This is a genomic window from Burkholderia sp. AU39826 (assembly GCF_020419965.1).
Lineage (GTDB): Bacteria > Pseudomonadota > Gammaproteobacteria > Burkholderiales > Burkholderiaceae > Burkholderia > Burkholderia semiarida.
Genome location: NZ_JAIZQG010000041.1, coordinates 1 through 23405, shown reverse-complemented (window position 1 = coordinate 23405; position 23405 = coordinate 1). Strand labels below are relative to the sequence as shown.

20 protein-coding genes are annotated in these 23405 nt (G+C 64.3%); 16 read left to right on the top strand and 4 right to left on the bottom strand.

The genetic code is table 11. From position 1 onward, the window contains the following. The 3 genes from LGM42_RS32845 to LGM42_RS32835 all read left to right on the top strand — a co-directional run. Positions 1 to 500: efflux RND transporter periplasmic adaptor subunit (locus LGM42_RS32845; RefSeq protein ID WP_226234401.1), on the top strand; the 500-nt coding region annotated here is incomplete at its 5' end. Between the two features lie 15 nt (positions 501 to 515). Next, positions 516 to 3707, top strand: coding sequence for an efflux RND transporter permease subunit (locus tag LGM42_RS32840; RefSeq protein WP_226234400.1), 3192 nt, complete (start codon positions 516 to 518; stop codon positions 3705 to 3707). A gap of 2 nt (positions 3708 to 3709) precedes the next feature. Then, positions 3710 to 5239, top strand: coding sequence for an efflux transporter outer membrane subunit (locus LGM42_RS32835; protein WP_226234399.1), 1530 nt, complete (start codon positions 3710 to 3712; stop codon positions 5237 to 5239). 132 nt (positions 5240 to 5371) lie between these two features. Here LGM42_RS32835 and LGM42_RS32830 read toward each other — a convergent pair whose 3' ends face one another. The 3 genes from LGM42_RS32830 to LGM42_RS32820 all read right to left on the bottom strand — a co-directional run bounded on the left by LGM42_RS32830 (position 5372) and on the right by LGM42_RS32820 (position 7935). Further along, complete coding sequence (locus LGM42_RS32830) at positions 5372 to 6085, bottom strand: dienelactone hydrolase family protein (RefSeq protein WP_059579575.1); 714 nt, start codon at positions 6083 to 6085, stop codon at positions 5372 to 5374. A 285-nt stretch (positions 6086 to 6370) separates the two neighbouring features. Continuing rightward, positions 6371 to 6682, bottom strand: coding sequence for a DUF4148 domain-containing protein (locus LGM42_RS32825; protein ID WP_060317460.1), 312 nt, complete (start codon positions 6680 to 6682; stop codon positions 6371 to 6373). A 287-nt stretch (positions 6683 to 6969) separates the two neighbouring features. After that, positions 6970 to 7935: a GlxA family transcriptional regulator gene (locus LGM42_RS32820; RefSeq protein ID WP_059638648.1), complete on the bottom strand. Its 966-nt coding sequence runs from the start codon at positions 7933 to 7935 to the stop codon at positions 6970 to 6972. 172 nt (positions 7936 to 8107) lie between these two features. Here LGM42_RS32820 and LGM42_RS32815 point away from each other — a divergent pair, with 172 nt between their 5' ends. The 3 genes from LGM42_RS32815 (at position 8108) to LGM42_RS32805 (ending at position 10031) form a co-directional block, all read left to right on the top strand. Next, entirely contained in the window at positions 8108 to 8749 is a 642-nt protein-coding gene (locus LGM42_RS32815; protein WP_059579583.1) for an HD domain-containing protein, read from the top strand. A 350-nt stretch (positions 8750 to 9099) separates the two neighbouring features. Further along, positions 9100 to 9555 carry an antitoxin Xre/MbcA/ParS toxin-binding domain-containing protein gene (locus LGM42_RS32810; RefSeq protein ID WP_006480981.1) on the top strand — a complete coding sequence of 152 codons (456 nt, stop codon included), beginning with the start codon at positions 9100 to 9102 and terminating at the stop codon, positions 9553 to 9555. Continuing rightward, positions 9552 to 10031, top strand: coding sequence for an RES family NAD+ phosphorylase (locus LGM42_RS32805; protein WP_226234398.1), 480 nt, complete (start codon positions 9552 to 9554; stop codon positions 10029 to 10031). Before LGM42_RS32810 ends, LGM42_RS32805 begins: the two co-directional genes overlap by 4 nt. Before the next feature lie 39 nt (positions 10032 to 10070). Here the strand turns inward: LGM42_RS32805 and LGM42_RS32800 are convergent, their stop codons facing one another. After that, on the bottom strand, positions 10071 to 11006 hold the full coding sequence (locus tag LGM42_RS32800; RefSeq protein WP_226234397.1) for a tyrosine-type recombinase/integrase: 936 nt from the start codon (positions 11004 to 11006) through the stop codon (positions 10071 to 10073). 607 nt (positions 11007 to 11613) lie between these two features. On the opposite strand from LGM42_RS32800, the gene LGM42_RS32795 reads away from it, so the two are divergent. From LGM42_RS32795 to LGM42_RS32750, 10 genes are all read left to right on the top strand, one after another. Further along, complete coding sequence (locus tag LGM42_RS32795; protein ID WP_226234396.1) at positions 11614 to 13599, top strand: gamma-glutamyltransferase family protein; 1986 nt, start codon at positions 11614 to 11616, stop codon at positions 13597 to 13599. 371 nt (positions 13600 to 13970) lie between these two features. After that, positions 13971 to 14513 carry a hypothetical protein gene (locus LGM42_RS32790; RefSeq protein ID WP_060317480.1) on the top strand — a complete coding sequence of 181 codons (543 nt, stop codon included), beginning with the start codon at positions 13971 to 13973 and terminating at the stop codon, positions 14511 to 14513. 321 nt (positions 14514 to 14834) lie between these two features. Continuing rightward, positions 14835 to 15020 (top strand): hypothetical protein, encoded by a 186-nt coding sequence (locus tag LGM42_RS32785; protein ID WP_155634627.1) that lies wholly within the window; start codon positions 14835 to 14837, stop codon positions 15018 to 15020. Positions 15021 to 15708: 688 nt separating this feature from the next. Continuing rightward, positions 15709 to 16878 (top strand): ornithine cyclodeaminase family protein, encoded by a 1170-nt coding sequence (locus tag LGM42_RS32780; protein WP_226234395.1) that lies wholly within the window; start codon positions 15709 to 15711, stop codon positions 16876 to 16878. Next, positions 16872 to 18254 carry an alanine racemase gene (locus LGM42_RS32775; protein WP_226234394.1) on the top strand — a complete coding sequence of 461 codons (1383 nt, stop codon included), beginning with the start codon at positions 16872 to 16874 and terminating at the stop codon, positions 18252 to 18254. The genes LGM42_RS32780 and LGM42_RS32775 overlap by 7 nt, the downstream gene beginning before the upstream one ends. Before the next feature lie 53 nt (positions 18255 to 18307). Further along, positions 18308 to 19294, top strand: coding sequence for a cysteine synthase family protein (locus LGM42_RS32770; protein WP_226234393.1), 987 nt, complete (start codon positions 18308 to 18310; stop codon positions 19292 to 19294). After that, entirely contained in the window at positions 19291 to 20667 is a 1377-nt protein-coding gene (locus LGM42_RS32765; protein ID WP_226234392.1) for an MATE family efflux transporter, read from the top strand. Before LGM42_RS32770 ends, LGM42_RS32765 begins: the two co-directional genes overlap by 4 nt. 1027 nt (positions 20668 to 21694) lie before the next feature. Continuing rightward, entirely contained in the window at positions 21695 to 22471 is a 777-nt protein-coding gene (locus LGM42_RS32760; protein ID WP_226234391.1) for a helix-turn-helix transcriptional regulator, read from the top strand. 12 nt (positions 22472 to 22483) lie between these two features. Continuing rightward, positions 22484 to 22732: a hypothetical protein gene (locus tag LGM42_RS32755; RefSeq protein WP_059579608.1), complete on the top strand. Its 249-nt coding sequence runs from the start codon at positions 22484 to 22486 to the stop codon at positions 22730 to 22732. Positions 22733 to 22813: 81 nt separating this feature from the next. Beyond that, a partial coding sequence (locus LGM42_RS32750) for a DUF3683 domain-containing protein (protein WP_413227439.1) occupies positions 22814 to 23405 on the top strand: 592 nt, incomplete at its 3' end.

Below are 23405 nucleotides of genomic sequence, written 5' to 3'. Positions count from 1 at the left end.
ACTCGGAGCCGGGCAAGCTGCAGTTCTCGGACGTGACGGTCGACCAGACCACCGGCTCGGTGACGATCCGCGCGGTGTTCCCGAACCCGGGCCGCGTGCTGCTGCCGGGGATGTTCGTGCGCGCACGGATCGAGGAAGGTGTGAACGAGAACGCGTTCCTGGTGCCGCAGATCGGCGTCACGCATGACCAGAAGGGGCAGGCGATCGCACTCGTCGTGACCGCGGCCAACAAGGTCGAGCCGCGTCCGTTGACGACGACCGGCACGTACGGCCCGAACTGGATCGTGGAAGGCGGCCTGCAGGCGGGCGATCACGTGATCGTGCAGGGCGTCGACAAGGTGCGCCCGGGCGCGACGGTCAAGACCGTCGCCGCGCAGCTCGCCCCGGCGCCGGACGCCGCATCCGCCACATCGGCAGGCGCCGCGCCGGCAAGCGCCGCGCCGGCGACTACCGCGGCCAGCGCCGCAGCGAGCTCGGCCGCCGCGTCGAGCGCGCAATAACAGGGAGTCCGTTTCATGGCCAAGTTCTTTATCGATCGCCCGATCTTCGCGTGGGTGATCGCGATCGTGCTGATGCTGGCCGGCGTCGCATCGATCTTCAAGATGCCGATCGCGCAGTATCCGACGATCGCACCGCCGACGATTCAGATCCAGGCGAACTATCCGGGCGCTTCCGCGAAGACCGTGGAAGATACGGTCACGCAGGTGATCGAGCAGCAGATGAGCGGTCTCGACAACTTCCTGTACATGTCGTCGACGAGCGACGATTCGGGCAACGCGACGATCACGCTGACCTTCTCGCCGGGCACGAACCCGGACGTCGCGCAGGTGCAGGTGCAGAACAAGCTGTCGCTCGCGACGCCGAACCTGCCCCAGGTCGTGCAGCAGCTCGGCATGCAGGTCACGAAATCCAGCAGCAACTGGCTGATGTGGTTCGCGTTCAACTCCGAGGACGGCCGGATGTCGAAGGAGGATCTGACGAACTACGTGGCGTCGCACGTGCTCGACCCGCTGAGCCGCGTGAACGGCGTCGGCCAGACGCTGCTGCTCGGTTCGCAGTTCTCGATGCGGATCTGGCTCGACCCCGTCAAGCTGACCAACTACAGCCTCACGCCGACCGACGTGACGGCCGCGATCACGCAGCAGAACGTGCAGATCGCGGGCGGCCAGATCGGCGGCACGCCGGCGAAGCCGGGCACCGTGCTGCAGGCGACGATCACCGAATCGACGCTGCTGCGCACGCCCGAGCAGTTCGGCAACATCCTGCTGAAGGTCAACCAGGACGGCTCGCAGGTTCGCCTGAAGGACGTCGGCCGTGCGGCGCTGGGTTCGGAGAACTACACGTTCGACACGAAGTACATGGGACAGCCGACGGCCGGCCTCGGTATCCAGCTCGCGACCGGCGCGAATGCGCTGGCGACCGCGAACGCGCTGCGGGCCAAGATCGACGAGCTGTCGAAGTACTTCCCGCATGGTCTCGTCGTGCACTACCCGTACGACACGACGCCGTTCGTGCGCCTGTCGATCGAGGAAGTGGTCAAGACGCTGATCGAGGGCATCGTGCTCGTGTTCCTCGTGATGTACCTGTTCCTGCAGAACCTGCGGGCGACGATCATCCCGACGATCGCGGTGCCGGTCGTGCTGCTCGGCACGTTCGCGATCATGGGTATCGTCGGCTTTTCGATCAACACGCTGTCGATGTTCGGCCTCGTGCTCGCGATCGGCCTGCTGGTCGACGATGCGATCGTGGTGGTCGAGAACGTCGAGCGGGTGATGGCCGAGGAGGGGCTGTCGCCGAAGGAGGCGACCCGCAAGGCGATGGGGCAGATCACCGGCGCACTCGTCGGCGTGGCGCTCGTGCTGTCGGCGGTGTTCGTGCCGGTCGCTTTCTCCGGGGGCTCGGTCGGCGCGATCTATCGTCAGTTCTCGCTGACGATCGTGTCGGCGATGGTGCTGTCGGTGCTGGTCGCGTTGATTCTCACGCCGGCGCTGTGCGCGACGATCCTGAAGCCGATCGAGAAGGGGCATCACGAAGAGAAGAAGGGTTTCTTCGGCTGGTTCAACCGGACTTTCGATCGCAGCCGCGATCGCTACACGAGCGGCGTGAACCACGTGATTCGGCGCTCGGGCCGCTGGCTCGTGATCTACCTCGCCGTGTTCCTCGCGGTCGGCGTGATGTTCGCGCGCCTGCCGAAGTCGTTCCTGCCCGATGAAGACCAGGGCTACATGTTCATGATCGTGCAGACGCCGTCCGGCTCCACGCAGGAAACGACCGGCAGGACGCTCGACAACATCAACACGTACCTGACCACCGCGGAGAAGGATGTGGTCGACTCGGTGTTCACGGTCAACGGCTTCAGCTTCGCGGGCCGCGGCCAGAACGCCGGCCTCGTGTTCGTGAAGCTGAAACCGTACGAGCAGCGCCAGCGTTCGGACCGGAAGGTGCAGGCGCTGATCGGCCGGACCTTCGCGCACTATTCGACGTACAAGGACGCGATGGTGATTCCGTTCAACCCGCCGTCGATTCCCGAACTCGGTACCGCTGCCGGTTTCGACTTCGAGCTGACGGACAACGCCGGCCTCGGTCACGAAGCGCTGATGGCCGCGCGCGGCCAGTTGCTCGGGATGGCCGCGAAGGATCCGGCGTTGGCGCTGGTGCGCCCGAACGGGCTGAACGATACGCCGCAGTACAAGGTCGACATCGATCGCGAGAAGGCGAACGCGCTCGGCGTGACGGCCGCGGCGATCGACCAGACGTTCTCGATCGCATGGGCGTCGCAGTACGTGAACAACTTCCTCGATACCGACGGCCGGATCAAGAAGGTGTACGTACAATCGGACGCGCCGTTCCGGATGACGCCGGAGGACATGAACATCTGGTACGTGCGCAACAGCTCGGGCGGGATGGTGCCGTTCAGCGCGTTCTCGAGCGGCCACTGGATCTACGGGTCGCCGAAGCTCGAGCGTTACAACGGCGTGTCGTCGATCGAGATCCAGGGGCAGGCCGCGGAAGGCAAGTCGACCGGCCAGGCGATGGCCGCGATGGAAGCGCTCGCGAGCAAGCTGCCGGAAGGCATCGGCTATTCGTGGACGGGGCTGTCGTTCCAGGAAATCCAGTCGGGCTCGCAGGCGCCGATCCTGTATGCGATCTCGATCCTCGTCGTGTTCCTGTGTCTCGCGGCGCTGTATGAAAGCTGGTCGATTCCGTTCTCGGTGATCATGGTCGTGCCGCTCGGCGTGGTCGGCGCGCTGCTCGCGACGATGCTGCGCGGCCTCGAGAACGACGTGTTCTTCCAGGTCGGCCTGCTGACCACGGTAGGCCTGTCCGCGAAGAACGCGATCCTGATCGTCGAGTTCGCGCGCGAGCTGCAGGCGGGGGGGAACATGGGGCCGGTGCGCGCGGCGATCGAGGCGGCGCGCTTGCGGCTGCGTCCGATCCTGATGACGTCGCTCGCGTTCATGCTGGGCGTGCTGCCGCTCGCGATCAGCAACGGCGCGGGTTCGGCGAGCCAGCACGCGATCGGCACGGGCGTGATCGGCGGGATGATCACGGCGACGTTCCTCGCCATTTTCATGATCCCGATGTTCTTCGTGCGGGTTCGCGCGATCTTCAGCGGCGAGACGGAGAATGTCGACGACGCATGGCGTCTCGTACAGGGCGACCTGCAGCACGGTCGCGACGACGCACACGAATCGAAGGGGCAGTAACGATGCGAAAACATGCTTTGACCGCAACCGCGGTCGCACTGGCTGCCGCGCTGTTTGCCGCCGGCTGCACGATGGCGCCGCATTACAAGCGGCCCGACGCGCCCGTCGCGCAGGCGTACCCGGCCGGCGGCGTCTACGCGACGCAGCCGGGCGCGGCCGGCGCGCGCAGCGCGAACGGGCAAGCTGCGACCGCCATCGGCTGGCGCGAGTTCTTCGTCGATCCGCGCCTGCAGCGGCTGATCGAGATCGCGCTGAACAACAACCGCGACCTGCGCGTGTCGGTGCTGAACATCGAGGCGGCGCGCGCGCAGTACCAGATCACGCGCGCGGGGCTGTTCCCGACGCTCGACGGTACGGGCACGGGCAGCATCCAGCGTTTCCCGGCCGGTGTATCGCAGACGGGCCAGCCGCTGATCTCGCGCAACTACAACGTCGGGCTCTCGGCGTCGTGGGAGCTCGACCTGTTCGGCCGCGTGCAGAGCCTGAAGGACCAGGCGCTCGCGCAGTACCTGTCGACGTCGTATGCCCGGCAGGCATCGGAAATCTCGCTGGTGTCGCAGGTGGCTGACCAGTACCTGACGCTGCTGTCGACCGATGATCTGCTGAAGGTCACGGAAAACACGCTGAAGACCGCGCAGGCATCGTACGACCTGACGAAGCTGCAGTTCGACAACGGCACGGGCTCCGAGCTCGAGCTGCGTCAGGCGCAGACGGTGGTCGAGACGGCGCTTGCGAACCAGCAGGCGCAGGCGCGAGCGCGTGCGCAGGCGCTGAACGCGCTGGTGCTGCTGATCGGCGAGCCGCTGCCGGACGACCTGCCGGCCGGCATGCCGCTCGACGCGCAGAATCTGCTGACGGACGTGCCGGCAGGCCTGCCTTCGGATCTGCTCACGCGGCGTCCGGACGTGATGCAGGCCGAGCAGACGCTGCTGGCTGCCAACGCGAACATCGGCGCGGCGCGCGCGGCATTCTTCCCGCGCATCTCGCTGACGGGCGCGTTCGGCACCGGCAGCCCGACGCTCGGCGGTCTGTTCAAGGCCGGCACGGCCGCATGGTCGTTCGCGCCGCAGATCACGATGCCGATCTTCGAAGGCGGGCAGAACATCGCGAACCTGAATCTCGCGAACGTGCAGAAGCGCATCGAGATCGCGAACTACGAGAAGGCGATCCAGTCGGCGTTCCGCGAAGTGGCGGACGGCCTCGCCGCACGCGGCACGTACGACCAGCAGATCGCGGCGCTCGAGCGCAACGAGCACGCGCAGCAGCGGCGCTTCGACCTGTCGGACCTGCGGTACAAGAACGGCGTCGACAGCTACCTGTCGGTGCTGACCGCGCAGACGGATCTGTACTCGGCGCAGCAGTCGCTGATCAGCGCGCGTCTGGCCCGCTGGACGAACCTGGTCGACCTGTACCGCGCGCTCGGCGGCGGGTGGATCCAGCGTGCCGGCGAAGCGCCGCGCGCGCCGGATGCGCCGGTCGACTACGACAAGGCGGCCGCGCCGGCGCCTGCGTCGGCAGCGGCGAACGGGTAAGCGCAGAGCGGGACAGGCGCGGTTTGCCGCGTTTGCGTGTCGAACCGGGTGTATGCGGAAACGAGAACGCCACGGACGAAAGTCCGTGGCGTTGTCTTGTGTACCGTCGCCCGTGCGAGGCGCGGCATTACTTTACGCTTGCTTCGTCCAGAGTGTCCGGCCGAAGAACGTGAGCGTGCGATCCCACGCCATCTGCGACCACACCGGATCGAACTGCGTGCCGGCGATGCGGCCGGGGCCGACGGCCGTCTCGTTCGCGAACGCATGGTGCGCGAGATAGCGGTGGAATTCGAAACCGACGTTCGCATCGGTCAGCTTCTTTTCCAGTGCGTCGACCTGGTCGATCGTGAAGAACGCATCCTGCGTCGCCCAGTGACCCATCAGCGGCACCTTGAGCTTGGCCGGGTCGAGGTAGTCGAGCGGCGGCAGACCGTACCACGTGACGCCGGCGTCCGCTTCGGCGTACTGCAGCGACAGCAGCGTGAGGGCGCCGCCCATGCAGTAGCCCGTCACCGCGACACGCGGCGCGAGCGTCTTCAGGTACGCGACCGCGCCGGGAATGTCCTGCGACGCGGCGTCGCCGAAATCGAGGCCGGTCATCAAGTGGTGTGCTTCTTCTTCCTCGACGGTCGACTTGCCGCGATACAGGTCGGGCACGAGCGCGAAGTAGCCGCAGCGCGCGAGACGATCCGCGACGCCGCGGATCTGGTCGTTCAACCCCCACCATTCCTGGATGACGACGACCGCGGGCGCGCCTTCGGTCCGTGCCGGCGTGGCGAGATAGCCCTGCAGCTCCTGACCGTCCGGGCGGCGAAACGTGATCGTGGAACCGGATGTTTGAGACATGAAACCGCTCCTTTTCGAAAAATGCGCCGAGTGCGACATCGGGCCGGCCAGCGGGCGTCGTGATACCGCTCGCGTTCATTCCGGCCGGCGCCGACCACGGGCCATTCTATGCGCAAACACCGGACGCCTGCGTGAACGGTACCGCGTCGCGCGACCGGGGGACGGAAGCGGACGACCGGAAAGCAAACACCCCGCCCCGGTGAACGGGAGCGGGGTGTCGCGTGTACGACGTGCGTATCGGAATACGGCGCGAGTACGCCGTGAATACGCGGGCGCGTATCCGGCTTACTGGCCGAAATAGATCGAGTCGCGGCCTTCCTGCTTGACCGCGATCGCGCGGCCGGCACGCGCGCCGGCGGCTGCTTGCGCGCCGTAGCCGGTTTCATCGGCGTTCGTCACGCGGGCCTGGGCGGCCTGCAGTGCACGCGGGTAATACGGATCGGATGCTTCGGGCTTGTAGCCGGCCTGTTCGAGCTGAACGAGTTCCGCACGCACCTGGGCACGCGTGAGCGAGCCCGACGGGTTCGATTGCGCGAATGCGCCGTACGACGCGGACAGGGCAGTTGCGGCGACGACAGCGGTGATGAACGACTTCATGGTGACCTCCGGTTCTGTTGATTTCGCGCTTCGCTCGTTGCGTTCAGCGGTTGATTGCATCGTAACGATCGCGTTACCGGTCGGAAATACGCGTTGCAGCGAATCATTATTGCAACTGGGTAAACGATTCGCGCGGCATGGCGTTTCGTCTGAATATTGCCGGCGTGCCGGAGCACGAGCGGGGCCTTCGGGGGCGATCGAGTCGATCGGCGCGACAGATGCGAGAGGGGCAGTTGAATCGCATTCCGAATTATTTTTGCGAGGCCGTCGGCATTGCCCGTTTCGCATCACGCCGCCAGGGTCGCCTGCCGTTTCCGGTATTCGGCCGGCGTGATGCCGACATGCCGGGTGAACGCTCGCCTGAGCGTATCGACGTTCGCGAAACCGCATTTTGCGGCGACCTGCTTCGGCGTGTCGTGGCCGTTCTCGAGCAACCGGCGGGCGGCCGAGATGCGCGTCACCTCGACCCACGCGGCCGGCGTCATGCCGACCTCCGCGCGGAACAACCGCGCGAAATGGCGCGCGCTCATGCCCGCATGCTTCGCCATCTCGGCCACCGAATGCTCGAGTTCGGGATGCGCCGCGATCCAGCGCTGGACCTCCTGCAACACCGAACGCCCGGCGGGGCGCGCTTCGCCCTTGCGGCTGAACTGGAGCTGCCCGCCCGGGCGCTTGAAGAACATCACCAGTTGCGCGGCGACCCGCCGCGCGATCTCGCGGCCGAGATCCTCCTCGACCAGTGCGAGCGCCAGATCCAGCCCGGCCGTGACGCCGGCGCCGGTGCGCAGCTTGCCGTCGCGCACGTACAGCGCGTCGGCGTCGACCGCGAGCGACGGATACGCCTGCGCGAGCGCGTCGGCAGCGGCCCAGTGCGTGGTCAGATGACGCCCTTTCAGCAGGCCGGTGGCCGCGAGGAGGAACGCGCCGGTGCAGATCGAGCCGTAGCGCCTGCTTTGCACGGCCGCCGCGCGCAGCCACGCGAGGAGGTCGGTGCGCAGCGCGATCTGGCCGGCGTTCGGCGCGCCGGCGACCAGCAGCGTGTCGATGCGCTCGGGGATGTCGGGCGCGATCCAGTCGGGCAGCAACCGCGCACCGGACGAACTGCGGATCGGGCCTGGCCCGGCCGCGATGATCCGCAACGCATAGAACGGTTTCCCGCATTCGGCGTTCGCCTGCGCGAACACGTCGAGCGGCGCGGAGACGTCGAGCAGCTGAACGCCCGGAACGGCGAAAATACCCACGACCTTCGGCATGATCGTTGCGTGTTGTATTGAACGTGATGCGCAGCAGTATAGGGGCGCCGCTTTCGCCGTGCAGGCATCGTGTCCGTCGATCGCGCGAAATGGCAGAATTTGTCGTGACATGTCTATTTAAGACATACGTCGGACTCCGGAGAATCGAGGGTATCTTCCACGGAGGTCGACCATGACTGTGAGTGTTGCCGGCATTACCCTTCCCGCTACGCGACTGACGCGCGAGATTACCGAACTCGTGCGCGATACCGAGTCCGAGCTGTTGTTCCATCACTCGAGCCGCGTGTTTTATTTCGCGGCGCTGGCGGGCCGGCGCCGCGGGCTCGACTACGATCCCGAGCTGCTCTATTGCGGCTGCATGTTCCATGACATGGGGCTCACGCACCGGCACAGCAGCGCATGCGAGCGCTTTGAAGTGGACGGTGCCAATGCCGCCCGCGATTTTCTGAAGGGCCACGGGATATCGCAACAGGACATCGACGTCGTGTGGACGTCGATCGCACTGCATACCACGCCCGGCATTCCGCAACACATGCATCCTGTCGTCGCGCTGGTCACGGCGGGCGTCGAAATGGACGTACTGGGCCTCGCTTACCCGGAATACAGCGACGTCGAGCGGGAAGCGGTCGTGCGCGCGCATCCGCGCACGCCGCATTTCAAGGAAGACATCATTCAGGCGTTCTACGACGGCATCAAGCACAAGCCCGGCACGACGTTCGGCAACGTAAAGGCCGACGTGCTCGCGGACAAGGATCCGCATTTCCGTGCGGGCAACTTCTGCAGCGTGATTCGGGCGTCCGCATGGGCTGGCTGAGCGGGGGAGGGCGGCCGCGCCTCGGCCGACGTTGATCGACTGCCGGGCGTACGGCGCATTCGGCGCCGACGCCACCCTCGCGGCCTTGGCCGGACCCGGGGGACAAGGGGCGTTCGTTCGACTCGCGTATTACCGCCGGAAGCCGGAAAATTGTTACGTGACAACTTCGGGTAAGCAGGGGCGTGAATTTTATATACTGAATTTGTGTACCCACTCCCCGAGGCGAATCTCCGATTCGCGTGTCCCCGAATACCGGCCTGCCAGCCCGACGGGCAAACCCCGATGCTCGGCCGTCCGCAAGCATCCGGCAAAACGCCTATAATGGTTGGGCAAATTGCCGGAGACAGGTCATGAGCACCATCGCTTTTCATCCTTCGGGCGTCGCCCATCCGCGTCAGGCCGAATTCACGATTCTCGAACAGCTGCTGGCGATCCGCGTTCGCTCGGGCGCGGATCTGGCCGAACTGGCGAGCGCGCGCGTCGACGTGTCGGTGATCGATCGCCTGTCCGAGCGCGGGCTGAAATCGGACGAGCTGGCCTTCATCATCCCGCGCCGCACGCTGAGCCATCGTCGCCAGGCGCACGAACGCCTGTCGCCGGAAGAGTCGGACAAGGCGATTCGTCTCGCACGCATCGTCGCGCAGGCGACAGCTACCTTCGGCGACCAGGACAAGGCGATGGCGTGGCTGCGCAACGGGCTCCAGCGCTTCGGCGGCCGCACGTCGCTCGACATGGCGAGCACCGAGCATGGCGCGCGGCTCGTCGAAGAGGCCCTCACGCAGATCGACGAGGGGTATTTCGCTTGACGACGCTGTGGCGGATCAGCAATTACGCCGACCTGAAAGGCGTCGGCGGGTTGCGGGCCGGTGGGCGCTGGCATTTCGCCGGGCAGCCGGTCGTGTATCTCGCCGAGCATCCGGCGCTCGCGTTGCTCGAGACGCTGGTTCATTTCGAAATCGCGACCGTCGCGCAATTGCCGAGCGGCTACCAGTTGCTGCGTATCGAGGTGCCCGATTCCGTGGACGTGGCCGAAATCGCCGAAGGCGATGCGCCAGAGGACTGGCGAACGAACGTCGACTGGACCCGCAGCGCCGGCACCGAGTGGCTGCACACGCAGCCGAGCCCGCTGCTGCGCGTGCCGAGCGTCGTCGTGCCGCACGCCCATAACTTCCTGTTGAATCCGCTGCATCCGGCCGCGTCCAGTATCCGTATCGCGGAAGTGATGCAAGCGCCGTACGACACGCGGATTCTGCGGCTGGTCCAGTCGAGGCCCGGCGAATAGCGAACCGGGAGGAACACGGTCCGCCCCGGCGGCGCGCGTTCAGCGCTCGCGAGCGGCGCGATCCGCGGCCGCATCGGGCGGCAGCGTCTGCCGGATGCGCGTGACCGTTCGCATGCTGGCGAGGCCGAGCATCGCCGTGACATCGGCATGCGCGTGGCCGGCGAGCAACTGGCGGCGCGCATAGGTATTGCGCAGTATGCGCGGGCTCATGTCCGCTGCGCGAAAGCCGATCGCGTTCAGCGCGTCACGTACGACCAGCAGCAGGAACATGTCGTTCATCGCTCCCCCGCGCGGCGCGGGAAACAGCCGCGCCGACGGCGGCACGTCGGTCGAGTGCGCGCGCCATGCGGCGAGCGGCGCCACCGCGAACGCGGCGAGCGCGATCCGGCGCGCCGGCCGCGCGCGATCGCGCGGCACCGACAATGCCGCCGGCCGCGCGTCGAGATCGAGTGCGTCGCCTGTCGCCGCGCGGATCTCGGCCGACGTGATGCCGCTCGCGAGCAGCAGCGCGACGATCGCGCGATTCCGGCAGTCGGCCGGCGTGTCGTTCGCTCGAGGCTGCACATGGCGCTGCAGCGCCGCGTCGGCATCGGGCGGCAGGTAGCAGGGCTCGGGCTCGCCGTCCGGCCATGCGAGATCGCGCGTCGCTCGGCCGGCCGGATGGATCGTCCGCACACCGGTGTCGACCAGATGCCGGCCGAGCCGGTCGATCAGCTTCGCATAGCGCACGCGCGTCGACGTGCCGGACGCGCAGGTGCGGTCGAGTTCGGCGAGGAAGGCTGCGACGTGGTCGGGCCCGAATGTCGCGAGCGACACGCGATGTGCGCTCAGGTGGCGCAGGAATCGCTCGAACATCGCGACGTGCTGCACGACCGAGCGCGGCGCGAACGGCCGGCGGCCGGCGCCGGCCGCAGTGGTTTCCTGCCAGGCGCGAAACGCGCCGACGGGGTCGTGAATCCAGCGAGTCGTGTCCATCTCCGTTTTATAGCCGGACGCGGTGACGCCGGCAATCGTCCGGATGCCAGGGCGGAGCGCGGCGATGCCGACCCGTCAGGCCGCGGTACGCGTGCCGTCGATGTCGTCATCGTTCATCGTCAGGCAAACGAGCACGCGCAACAGCGTGATGAAGACGCGGAACGTATCCGGTACGCGGTTCCATTGCATCGATATCCGGATTCCTGACCATTAGCCGCCGGCCGGCATGAACGCGACCAGCCGTGCGAGGAAGCCGAGCTTCAGGCAAGAACGCAGGCGTCGTCAAGCGCGGGCAGCGTGCGCAATGGCGCAACTGCCGCGCGTCGCGCGAAGGCGCCGCAGCCGTGCCGGCGCGGGCTTGCCTGCCCGGCCGCGCGAGCACGGCGAACGCCATTTGCGTCGCGATGTAAGCCGCATTGCGATGCAGCAGGCAAAACCGCATGCCGGTTCGGTGACGTTGCGTACACAACTTTCGGCTGCGTGACGTGATTTCCCTATTGCCGGAAAAATTTTGTCCGTGCGAGTATCGAACACGTTGCCCGGGCACCGAGGCGGTTGCCGGCAACAGGATGCCCATCGCAACGATCGACAGGAACATCGGCAGACAATGCACAGAACAGCGATTTTTCCGTATGCGTCCGCGTTGCTCGCGGCAGCCCTGCTGACCGCCTGTGGCGGCGACGTCGAGAACGAGGCGGCCCGCACGACCGCGCCTTCCGCCGATGCGAGCTGCCTCGCGGTCGACAACAGCGGCGCGACGGTCGTGGTGGGCTCGAACCAGCCGGGCGACCCGTCGCTGCCGGAAGCGTCGTCGGGCTATCGCACCGGGATGAAGCCCGTCTATGCGAAAACGTACCTCGTAGCCACGTCGAACGCGTACGCGAGCGCGGCCGGTTGCGCGGTGTTGAAGAAGGGCGGCACGGCCGCCGACGCGGCGGTCGCCGTGCAGGCCGTGCTCGGCCTGACGGTGCCCGAGGCGACGGGCCTCGGCTCGGGCGGCGTGCTGCTCTACTACGATGCGCGCGGCAAGACGCTGCAGGCATACGACGGCCGCGAAACCGCGCCGGCCGCCGCGACCGAGAACTACCTGCGCTACGTCGATGACGCCACCGATCATTCGGCGCCGCTGCCGAGCGCGCGCGCGAGCGGCCGCTCGATCGGCACGATCGGCGTGCCGCGCCTCATCGAGGCGCTGCAACAGGATCACGGCCGCTTGCCGTGGCAGAGCCTGTTCGGCGATGCGATCACGCTCGCGACCAACGGTTTCCCGATCGGCGGCCGGCTGGCCGACGCGATCGCCGCGAATTCCGCGAACCTGAAGCGCGACCCCGAAGCCGCCGCGTATTTCCTGAACGCCGATGGTTCGCCGAAGACGCTCGGCACCGTTCTGAAGAATCCGGCCTACGCGCGCACGCTGTCGCTGATGGCGCAGTCGGGCGCGAATGCGCTGTATACGGGGCAGATCGCGCAGGACATCGTCGCGAAGATCGCCGCGACGAAGGGCGCGGACGGCTCGACGCTCACGCCGGGAAAGACGACCGTCGCCGACCTTGCCGCATATCAGGCGAAGCGCCGCGACCCGGTGTGCACGACCTATCGCAGTTACTGGGTTTGCGGGATGCCGCCGCCCTCGTCGGGCGGCATCGCGGTCGCATCGGCGCTCGGCATCCTCGAGAACTATGACCTGAAGTCGCTGAAACCGACGGCGATCGATCTCGAAGGCGGCAAGCCGACCGTCGCGGGCGTTCATCTCATTACCGAAGCCGAACGGCTCGCGTATGCCGACCGCGACAAGTACGTGGCCGATACCGACTTCGTGCCGCTGCCGGGCGGCACGTGGAACACGTTGCTGAACAAGCCGTACCTGAAATCGCGCGCGGCGCTGATCGACCCGGCCAAGAGCATGGGCACCGCGCAGCCCGGCAATCTCGGTGCCGTGCCGCTCGGCGTCGACACGACGCTGATCGAGCACGGCACGAACCAGTTCACGATCGTGGATGGCGACGGCAACGTGCTGAGCGCGACGACGACGGTCGAATCGAGCATGGGCTCGTTTCACATGACCAACGGCTTCCTGCTGAACAACCAGTTGACCGACTTCTCCGCGAACCCGCTCGACACGTCCGGCAATCCGGTCGCCAACCGCCTGCAGCCGGGCAAGCGGCCGCGCAGCTCGATGGCGCCGACGATCGTGTTCGGGCAGGCTGCCGACGGCTCGCGCGGCGACTTCGTGATGGCGACCGGTTCGCCGGGCGGCGGCACGATTCCGCAATACGTGGTCAAGACGCTGGTTGGCGCGCTCGACTGGGGGCTCGATGCACAGCAGTCGGCCGGGCTCGTCGATTTCGGCGCCAGCAACAGCCCGACGACCACGATCGGCGGCGAGCATCCGAACGTCAACCCGGCGAACAACGGCGCGAACGATCCGCTGATCACGGGGCTGCTTGCGCTCGGGCACAAGGTATCGACGTCCGCTCAGGCGAGCGGCGTCAACACGGTGATGCGCGTGACGGTCGGCCAGTCGCCCGCGTTGCAGGGCGGCACCGATCCGCGTCGCGAAGGCATCGTGCTCGGCGATACGTTCCGGCCGTAGCCGGGTAGCGTACGGACGGCCCCGGTCCGCTCGTTAGCGGCCGGGCCGTGCATCGTGACGCGGCCGCATCGACGGTCACGCGATCCTCATCATTCGGAATGCAGATGAGGCGGCCGGCATGAAGCACGTCTGCCGGCCCGGACTGCGCCCGTCCATCGTCGAATAGGGCGGCCGCCCCGCCGCAACCCTCCGATTGTCAAACAGTGTGAGTCAATCGTCAGCATTTGCAACGGAAGTAACAGTCCCCGCAATTCGATCGTTTTGCACGCCGCCGCCGCTACATTAGCTCCACCTGCCGCATGTCGCGGCGAGGCATGCGACAAGCCGCACGAAGGCGGCCCGCAGCAACAACGTCTTTGGGGAGAATGACCATGAACACGATTCGCACGATTCTGCTGGGTGCCGCTCTGACGGCGATGGCGACTTCGGCTGCATTCGCACAGACGGCCCAGACCGGTGCGCAGGGTTCCGCGGGCGTCGGCGCCCAGGTCCAGACGCCGCTGCTCGGCGGCGGCGTGGGTGTGCAGGCCGGCGGAGGCGCGAATGCGGCAGGTTCGGGTTCGGGCGCGGGCGATGTCGTCGGCGGCGCGCTGAACGGCGTCGGCAAGACGGTCGGCGGCGTGGGCTCGGCAGCCGGCGCGGCGGTCGGCGGCGCGACGCAGGCGGTCGGTTCGGCGGCCGGCGCGACGAAGGATGCGACGGCGTCGGCCGTCCACACGACGAAGTCGCACGTGAAGCGCGTCGCGGGCTCGGCGAAGAGCCATGCACAAGGCGCGGTGTCGACCGCGGGCGACGTCGCCGGCGGCGCGAAGGCGAAGGCCGGCGAGGCGCTCGAAGGCGCGACGAACTCGGTGCAGGGCGGCGCGTCGGTTGGCGTGAAGGGCTCGGCGTCGGCGCAAGGCGGCGCGCTGTAACAAGCAGCACGCATCGCGTCACGGCCCGGCCCGCTTCGATGCGGGCCGGGCTTTTCTATTGGGGAAACGCGATGTGTCGTGCGCGGTGTCTCATGTCGAAACACGGCAGCATGAGTGCATCGATATTGATTAGGATGACAGAAATAAAAAAGTGGGCGCTCGACTGAACTCGACGCCGAAAGGAGACGACCATCGGGCCGGGGACACCGGAACGGCGTATCCACCCCGAACATTTCGGCGGCCCCCGATGCGGGGCGCTTTGGCGACTTCAAGGAGCCTATCGTCCAGGCGGCATGTTGAGTGACATCGGAGCGCCGTGGAATGGATGAGCCCGCCTTGTCCGGTGTTTCCGTATCTCTTCACGCCTGGATGCCCGGGCCGCACATTGACGGGCGCAGCAACCTCACGTCGGCGCGCAAGCCGGGCCTTTCGATGCTGCTATCAAGCAGCTATCGCTCGCAATTTTCACTTTCATGGCTCAATGACGATCGCCGTAAAGGTATTTGAAATGATTGAATAAAGTGTTTGCAAGAAAAGTGGGGGTTGGTTTATAAATACGAGCGATTTGTATTCTCTGTCGATCGCCACCATCGACGTTGATGGGGTTTCAGATCGATGTGACTTTGAGGGCCGCCTGCAAAGCAGGCTATGCCGACGTTGGGAGAATCCCGCCGAATTTTCTGAACTCGTCAGCCCGTGCCTGATGAATCGCAGGGGTAGCACGTTATTTTCGTGATCGAAGCGATGATTATCTGATCGGTGTCAATTGCGTGTCATCTTGTGATTCGCATTGGTGCTAATGAGGTATTTCATAATTAAATTGATTCGGATTGCGAAATTATAAGAAGGCGTTCGATGAAAAATGAAATGGTTGCAAATTACTTTTTTATTATCCGTAATCCGACCGTTGAAAAACGAGATCGCATCACGAATACGCTGCTAAGGATAAAGCACCCGCAGTGATCGAACGTGTCGCCAGTCGACCGACACATCCGATTCATCTCCACCGAACAATATCGAGAGAAGACGACCGCGAAATGCACCACGCGGTGCATCGGTCGTCGACACCGAAAGCGGCGTATTCGCCTGATGTCAGACAGGTGAGTGCCGGATTTCACACGAGGGAAACAAATGACTCTTTTCGACGGGATCGATCCGTCCGATTCATGGCCGATGTCGAAACCCATTGCACACGATGAATGGCGCGGCGACGAGGCGATCCGGTCCACCGGCGTCGCCCCGTTACATCCGTGTTCAAGTCAACCTGCACGATGCATGCGGCAGGCCCCTTCGATACGTGAAATCCGGTGAGACACGAGTGAATACGATGATATCCACGATGGCAGATGACGCCAAACCCGACGCGGACATTCGACCGCGGCTCGCGACGCAACCCTCGAAACTCCTGGTGCTTGGCAAGCGCACGATCGACGAACTCGACTACGACCCATCGATGGTGCTCGAAGCCGTCGAACGGGCATACCTTGGCCTCGGCACCGGCGAATCCGACAATCCGCGCAAGCTGATGAGCCAGCCGGCGGACAAGCATTCCGTCGCGTACTCGATGCTGGGTCGAGACGGCGGACGCAGAACGGTCGGTTTCAAGACGTCGTATAAGTTCGATCCGGAACATAACCGCGAACTTCAGAAGTACTACACGACGTTGTTGCTGTTCGACGACGAAACGGGCCTGCCTGTCGCCTTGATGGACGGCAGCCTGGTCGGATCGCTGCGCACGCCGGCGGTGTCGGCCCTGATCGCGCGCGCGGCGGCGCCGCGGGCGCGAACGGCCCTCGTCGTCGGCACGGGCACGCAGGGGCGGATGGCGGCGCCGTTCCTGCTCACCGCATTGCCGGACATCGAGCGCGTGATCGTGCACGGTCACTACGAGTCGGGAATCGACGCCGTGCGCAATACGCTGAAGCGCTTTCACCCGGATCGTGACATCGAAGTGTCGAAGGATCTCGTCGCCTCCGCGAACCAGGCCGACATCGTGCTGGGCGTGGCTGGCGCCGGTGTATCGGAGGCCGTGCGGCACGCGGCGCTGAAGCCGGGCGCGCTGGCGCTGCTGGTCGGATACGGAATTCATGCTGACGCGCTGCATTGCGCCGATTACCGCATCGCGACGAGCGAGGCGCAAATGCAGGTGACCGGCGCCGATCTCGTGGACGAAGCCGGAAAACTGCCTGCTGTCGACGCCGAGTTGCCGGACATACTGCTGGGCCGCAAGCCTGCACGGCGCAACGACACCGATATCGTTTACGCGTTCAACAGCGGAATGATCGTGACGGACATCGCGCTCGGGCGCGTGCTGGCCGATGCCGCGCTGGCGAAAAGGCTCGGTCGGGAAGTCGAACTATGGTGACGGATATTCCCCGATTGCCCGCGTTGTGGGATCCGCTACTGCGCGATTTCGTGGACGGACATCAGGCGATGATCCACGATCTTGTCGATGGCTTCGACGCACCCGTTCATTTCCTGTTTCCCGGGCGCTTCGCGCGCAATGTCGCCGAATTTCAGCGCGTACTGGACGATCGCCAGGTGTCGGGGCGCATCTATTATGCGAAGAAGGCGAACAAGGCGCGATGCTTCGCGCATGCGGCCGCGGTATCCGGGATCGGCGTCGACGTCGCGAGCACGGGCGAATTCTCGGAAGCGTTGGCCGCCGGGGTGTGCGGGATCGATATCGGTGTATCCGGCCCGTCGAAGTCGGAGGCACTGCTGCGGCTCGCGGTTTCGCACGATGCGTTGATCGCGATCGACAGCGAGGAGGAACTCGATCGGCTGATCGCGATCGCGGGACAGGCGAGGCGGACCGCGCGCATTCTGTTGCGCATGGCGCCCACGGCACGAGGCGATAGTCGATTCGGATTGAGTGCCGAGGCGCTGCGCGTTGCGCTGTCGACCTGTGCCGCGACGCAGGCGTCGGTCGCCCTTGAAGGGTTCTCGTTTCATCTGTCCGGTTACAGCGCGATGGAGCGCTGCAATCAGGCCGCGATGGCGATGCGTGCGTGCATGGCTGCTCGTGAACTCGGCCTTGCGCCGAACACGATCAATATCGGCGGCGGCTTCGCGATGTCGTACGCCAGCGAGAGCGACTGGCGCGCATTCCAGCGCGCACACCGGCCGGACGATTACCACGCGAACAAGGTATTCGGCGGCTTCTATCCGTATCACTCTGCCTGCAGCGGCGCGCGGATGCTCGATGCAATCCTGGCGGGCACTCCCGACACGGAGTCCGCAACACTCGCCGAACTGGCCCGCGAGTATGGCCTGAAAATCATGCTGGAACCGGGGCGTGCACTGCTGGATCAGGCAGGATTCACGGTCTTTGCCGTGCAGGGCGTGAAGGACTGCGGCGACTATGGCATCGCGACCGTCAATGGCACGAGCTTCAGCGTTTCGGAGCAATGGTTCGCCAGCGAATTCCTGCCCGATCCGGAACTGCTGAGCGCGGCGCGCGAGCCCTCGCGATCGCCGCGCACGGGCACGCCTTATCGCGCCTGTGTCGGCGGGGCGAGCTGCCTCGATTCGGACATGCTGACCTGGCGCAAGATCGCATTCGGGCAGCGCCCGGAACCCGGCGATCTGCTGATCTACCCAAACACGGCCGGCTACCAGATGGATTCGAACGAATCTTCGTTTCACGAGCTGCCGCTTCCACCCAAGCTTGTCTTGACACTTGACGGCGCACGGCCGCGTTGGCGCGTCGATCGCCTCTTCCAGTTTCCGGGAGCCTGACCATGAATGTACGCTTTCTCGGTGAGCAATCCACGATCACCGTACCTGCGATCGTGTCGAAGGTATCGGATCTTGTCGGCCGCACGCCGTTGTTCGAATTGATTCGCGGCGCCGACGGCGCGCGCATCCTGCTTAAACTCGAGTCGACGAATCCGACCGGCAGCGCCAAGATCCGCATGGCAAGGCAGATGCTCGACGAAGCCGAACGGAACGGGAGTCTCCAGCCGGCCGGGCATGTGATCGAATCGACCTCCGGCAATACGGGCATGGGGCTCGCGCTGTTGTCGGCCGAGCGCGGCTATCGGTTCACCGCGGTCGTGGATCGTCACGCATCGAAAGACAAGTTGCGCGCGATGCAGGCCTTCGGCGCGGCACTCGTCTACGTGAGCGACGGCGACGAGATCGCGACGGCGGACCGGGACGCACTTGCCAAGCGCATGGCGGCCGACGATCCGGACGGCATCTGGACGGAGCAGCACAACAATCCCGCGAACGGTAACGGTTATCGCGGGCTGGCACATGAGCTGCGCGACATTCTTGGCGACCGGATCGACTTTCTGGTCGGTGCGGTCGGCACCGGCGGGTCGCTGTTCGGCACTGCGCGGGAACTGCTCGCGACCGGCCCGGCGCCGCGAGTCGTCGGCGTCGAGCCCGTCGGCTCGATCGTTTTCGGCGGCGAAGGCGGGCCGTATTATCAGTCCGGCACCGGGACACCGCCCGGCGCCGAGATCGGCGCGTTGGTCGACTATGCGTTGCTCGACGAAGGCTTCAAAGTGACGGACGCGGCCGCATTCAATACAGCACGCTATATCGCACGCAAGAAGTCGCTGCTCGTCGGCGGCTCGGCAGGCGGTGTCGTCTGGCACGCATTGAAGATGTTCGATTCGCTACCCGCGGGTGCGACACTCGTGGCCCTGGTCTGTGACGGCGGGGAGAAATATCTGGACACGGTGTTCAACGACGACTGGATGCGAGAGCGGAATCTGCTCGACGAGTCGGTTGCTCACGAACTTGAATCGATATTTTCCCGCGCCGTATGAAACTTCATCGGCAAGTCTGGCTCGATGCCAGACAAATCGGCGTGCTTGCCGCTCCGCTCGTTCTCACGCAGCTCGCACAGGTGGCGCTGACGACCACCGACATCGTCATGATGGGGATGCTTGGCCCGCGCGAGATCGCCGCTGGCGGTCTCGCGCTGACGATCTTCAACCAGTTCCGGACGATGGGAACCGGGCTGGTGACGGGAACCGGCAACCTCGTCGCGTTCGCGAACGGCCAGCGCGCGCCTGCGGAAATCATGCGGCTGGTGCGGTCCGGCTTTGCGTTGTCGACGCTCGCGGCACTGATGTTTGCATTGATGATGCTGTGCATCGAAATGCCGCTTGTCTGGCTCGGCCAGGACCCCGACGTCGCGCGGCAAGCATCGTTCTATCTGGCGGCGGCCGCGCCCGGCATGTTGCCGTGTCTCTGGTTTCAGGTGCTTCGACAATATACCGTCGGATTGCGCAGGCCTGGGCCGCTATTGGCGATCACGATCGTATCGATCGTCGTCAACGCCGCGCTCGACTACGCGTTGATGTTCGGCCGGGTCGGATTTCCGAAGCTCGGCCTGATCGGTATTGCGTGTGCAACCAGTAGCGTGTACCTGCTTTCCTTCATCGCGTTCCTGACGATCGCTAGGCGTCGGCCGGAACTGTCCGAACACTTGTCGCTCGCCGTCTGGCGTGCCGATGCCGATACGTTGGCGCGGACGTGGCGGATGGGTTTGCCGATTGCGGCAACCTATGGATCGGAGGCAGCGTTCTTTACCGTCCTCACGCTCGTGATCGGGACGCTCGGCGCCGATGCGCTCGCCGCCCAGACAATCGTGAATCAGGTGATCTACATCGTGTTCATGATTTCCGTCGGCTTGTCTCATGCGTCGTCGATCAGCATCAGCCATGCGTGTGCACGGCACGACTATCGCGGGGCGCGTCGACTCGGTTATACGGGGCTCGCGCTGGGCGTCGTGACCATGCTGGTCGTTGCGCTTCCGTATCTCATTGCGCCCACCCGCGTGCTCGCACCATTTCTCGATAACGGTGTGGCCGCGAGTGCCGAAGTGCTGCGCCTCGCTGGCGGGCTGCTGACGATCGCGGCACTGCTGCAGATCTTCGATTGCAGCCAGAACATCGGCGTCGGAATTTTGCGGGGCCTCGGTGACGTAACGAGTTCGTTTCGGATATCGATCGTCGGATACTGGTTGATCGGTCTGCCGGTTGCCTGGGCGGCCGGTGTGCTGCTGGGATACGGCATTTACGGCATCTGGAGCGGACTCACCATCGGCCTTGCGGCCACGGCGTCGATGTTGCTGCACAAGTTCGAAGGTCGCCTTCGCGCGATGACGAAACGGACGCAAGACGGACATTCGTGAACGCGACGTAGTTTCCAATGAGTACACCGGTGCACACTGGGCACCAGGTTCCCGAAGTACCGGCCGGCATTGCATCGAACGCGGCACGTCCGCTCGTCTCGCCAGCGGCGGAATGCCGGCCGAATTCCCCGACTGTCCGCATGCGTTGCCGTTCATAGACGGCGACCTATCCTTGTCCACGACCGTACCCGATGCGCGGCATGGTGGTCGTGACCCCCTCATACGGCGTATTCCGCTTTGGGGATGCACAAGCCGTGACGGTCACCGCTCGCGATTGCGCTAATCGTATGCCGACGAGATACGTCGGTGGAGAGTTTGCGCAGTCAGTAAATTTTTCTAATTCGGCAGATCGATGGTCGCAAGAGCGCGGCAGATATAACTACATCCGGGAAGCATGATTTGATCGGCCGCATTTATTGAATTATCGCAACGGTAATTGATTGCCGTAGATGCTGACGATGTAAATAATGCATCGCATTATACGACGGGTTGAAATTGATGTCGGTTGATTTGTAAAGTTGTCTGGCGTTTCCAAGTTTGGATTGTGACAAGATGCCGCAGTTCGTCGAATTGCTGAAATATTATGCGACTTATAATCGCTTAGATGCAATAAAACCGCGCATTTTCGGTGTAATGCCAAAGAAAGGTTGATTACAAATTTTTTTCGGCAAGTAATGTTTCTGTCTTCTGTCCTCCGATATACTTGCGCAGCTTCAAGTTTAGAGCGTGAAGTCTAGACATATAGCCCGTGTGGCGAACTGTTTCAGCCATTGGCAAGTAAATAATTCAGATGTTAATGGTCTTGCGTAATTGGTTTGTATTCCTTCTGAGTGCTGGTTCTCAAACCACGATTCGCGAACGATGGCTGCCTGGATGTTGCCATTGGATACTGTCGCAGTGCTTACGCATAGAAAGCAAGTGGCGTTGGATTGCCAATCCGGTAAGGCCTTGAAGCTTTGGCAGATATTGGGCTGCCGGAGCATCTCAACGAATACGAATCTTGTCTTTTCAATAAGGGCCCAGAAAATTGGAGACCTTTTCGCGCATCATTGGCGAGATTCTTCGTCCCAACGGTTTGACCGAGGGGATCGATCAGCTCGCGGAAAAAATCGGACGCGTGATTCCGTTCGACAAGTGTTTGATTTTGCATGGAGGAAGCGGCGATGCAGCTTCTCACGGACTGATATATCGCTATGGTGCGGCGAACGACGCCGGAACCCGACGAGGGCTGACGCTGTTTGGAGCCGGGATCGACATTGATCGATATTTGAGTTGCTTCGCCTTGTCGGATCGTCAGGATCATACCTTTCGCTGGCGCGATCTCGACGGGGAAGTGCCGCAACGCGATGCGCAGGTCAACGATGTCGCGTCATACATGCGCGGGCAGGGAGTGGTCGCTTGTATTGGCGCGCCGCCCGGCGATTCGACGGCCATTCGGACCGTCTTGCAGTTGAAGTGCGAAGACACGACGTTGCATTCGGCGTTGCTCGTCAGCCTCATTGCCATGCATTTGCATGCAGCACTGACCCAGAAGATTGCGAGACAGAGCCGGGAAGCCGTGGAATCACGCGCACCAGGCCTCGAGCCGGATGCTTGCGCGGATCTGGACAGGATTCAGTTCACGAGAAAGGAATCCGATGTAATCAAATGGGTAGTCGAAGGCAAGACTGCGTGGGAAATTGGCCGAATACTTTCGATGTCGGAAAGAACGGTCAAGTTTCATCTGACGAATGTGTACGAAAAACTGCGTGTTTCGAACAGGGCGCAGGCGGTGGCGAAGGTCAGCCGTCTGGGATTGATCTAGGAGAGTTCGGGAATGTCTTTCAAGGAAAAGGTCAAGGCATTTGTCGCGCGTCATGGGTTGACGTACAAAGCCTATATTTTGTCGATTCTCTTTCTGCCGCCTGCCGCGCTTTATATCGCGTGGAAGCGGCCGGGCTTGCCGGTCCCGGGCCGTGTCCTGCTGTGCGTGACCGGGGTGCTTGCGCCTCCATTGATCGGCATAGCCACGGCGATGATCCTGAAAAGCGCGTTCGATCTGGTCCGGACCGCCATTTCCGTTTAGTTTGCCTGCTGCCTGCCGAATACGATTCCGCTTTCCCGAGCGTGGTTCTCGATCGCATCATCATTCATTTCATAGACGCCAATGAATGCCCGACTGCCAAGCGTACATTTGCTAGATCGTGTTCGGGCAATAGCAGGATTACATGAACCGTCGCGCAATATTCCGTATAACTACACGTCGTTTTCCGATCGCGAGATCGTGATTCGCCTGCTCGGCGAAGAGGCGTGGTCGGTGCTCGACGAACTGCGCGCCGAGCGCCGCACGGGCCGCTCGGCGCGGCTGCTCTGCGAAGTGCTCGGCGACATCTGGGTCGTGCGCCGCAACCCGTATCTGCAGGACGACTTGCTCGATAACCGAACGCGTCGCGCGTTCCTGATCGCCACGCTGCATGACCGGCTGTCCGAAATTGCAAGACGTCGTCGGGTGAGTGTGAGCGGATGGTACGACGCCGCCGGCCGCGAGCGCGCATCGCGCGTCGAGATGCTGGAAGCGGCGGCGCAGCGCGCGGTCGACGAGTTCGCCGACGAATTCGACAAGATGGCCGAGCTGCGCCGCCGCGCGACCAAGGCGCTCGGCCGCTGCACGCAGAAGGACAACATCCGCTTCGACGGGCTGTCGCGCGTGTCGCACGTGACCGACGCGACCGACTGGCGCGTCGAATACCCGTTCGTCG

What these genes read in the sequence shown, in the direction of transcription:
- LGM42_RS32765 (WP_226234392.1), top strand. Translation starts at nt 19,291, where the DNA reads ATGAAACTTCATCGGCAAGTCTGGCTCGATGCCAGACAAATCGGCGTG.
- LGM42_RS32795 (WP_226234396.1), top strand. Translation starts at nt 11,614, where the DNA reads ATGCACAGAACAGCGATTTTTCCGTATGCGTCCGCGTTGCTCGCGGCA.
- LGM42_RS32810 (WP_006480981.1), top strand. Translation starts at nt 9,100, where the DNA reads ATGAGCACCATCGCTTTTCATCCTTCGGGCGTCGCCCATCCGCGTCAG.
- LGM42_RS32820 (WP_059638648.1), bottom strand. Translation starts at nt 7,935, where the DNA reads ATGCCGAAGGTCGTGGGTATTTTCGCCGTTCCGGGCGTTCAGCTGCTC.
- LGM42_RS32790 (WP_060317480.1), top strand. Translation starts at nt 13,971, where the DNA reads ATGAACACGATTCGCACGATTCTGCTGGGTGCCGCTCTGACGGCGATG.
- LGM42_RS32825 (WP_060317460.1), bottom strand. Translation starts at nt 6,682, where the DNA reads ATGAAGTCGTTCATCACCGCTGTCGTCGCCGCAACTGCCCTGTCCGCG.
- LGM42_RS32775 (WP_226234394.1), top strand. Translation starts at nt 16,872, where the DNA reads ATGGTGACGGATATTCCCCGATTGCCCGCGTTGTGGGATCCGCTACTG.
- LGM42_RS32835 (WP_226234399.1), top strand. Translation starts at nt 3,710, where the DNA reads ATGCGAAAACATGCTTTGACCGCAACCGCGGTCGCACTGGCTGCCGCG.
- LGM42_RS32800 (WP_226234397.1), bottom strand. Translation starts at nt 11,006, where the DNA reads ATGGACACGACTCGCTGGATTCACGACCCCGTCGGCGCGTTTCGCGCC.
- LGM42_RS32780 (WP_226234395.1), top strand. Translation starts at nt 15,709, where the DNA reads ATGAATGGCGCGGCGACGAGGCGATCCGGTCCACCGGCGTCGCCCCGT.
- LGM42_RS32815 (WP_059579583.1), top strand. Translation starts at nt 8,108, where the DNA reads ATGACTGTGAGTGTTGCCGGCATTACCCTTCCCGCTACGCGACTGACG.
- LGM42_RS32785 (WP_155634627.1), top strand. Translation starts at nt 14,835, where the DNA reads ATGGATGAGCCCGCCTTGTCCGGTGTTTCCGTATCTCTTCACGCCTGG.
- LGM42_RS32755 (WP_059579608.1), top strand. Translation starts at nt 22,484, where the DNA reads ATGTCTTTCAAGGAAAAGGTCAAGGCATTTGTCGCGCGTCATGGGTTG.
- LGM42_RS32840 (WP_226234400.1), top strand. Translation starts at nt 516, where the DNA reads ATGGCCAAGTTCTTTATCGATCGCCCGATCTTCGCGTGGGTGATCGCG.
- LGM42_RS32830 (WP_059579575.1), bottom strand. Translation starts at nt 6,085, where the DNA reads ATGTCTCAAACATCCGGTTCCACGATCACGTTTCGCCGCCCGGACGGT.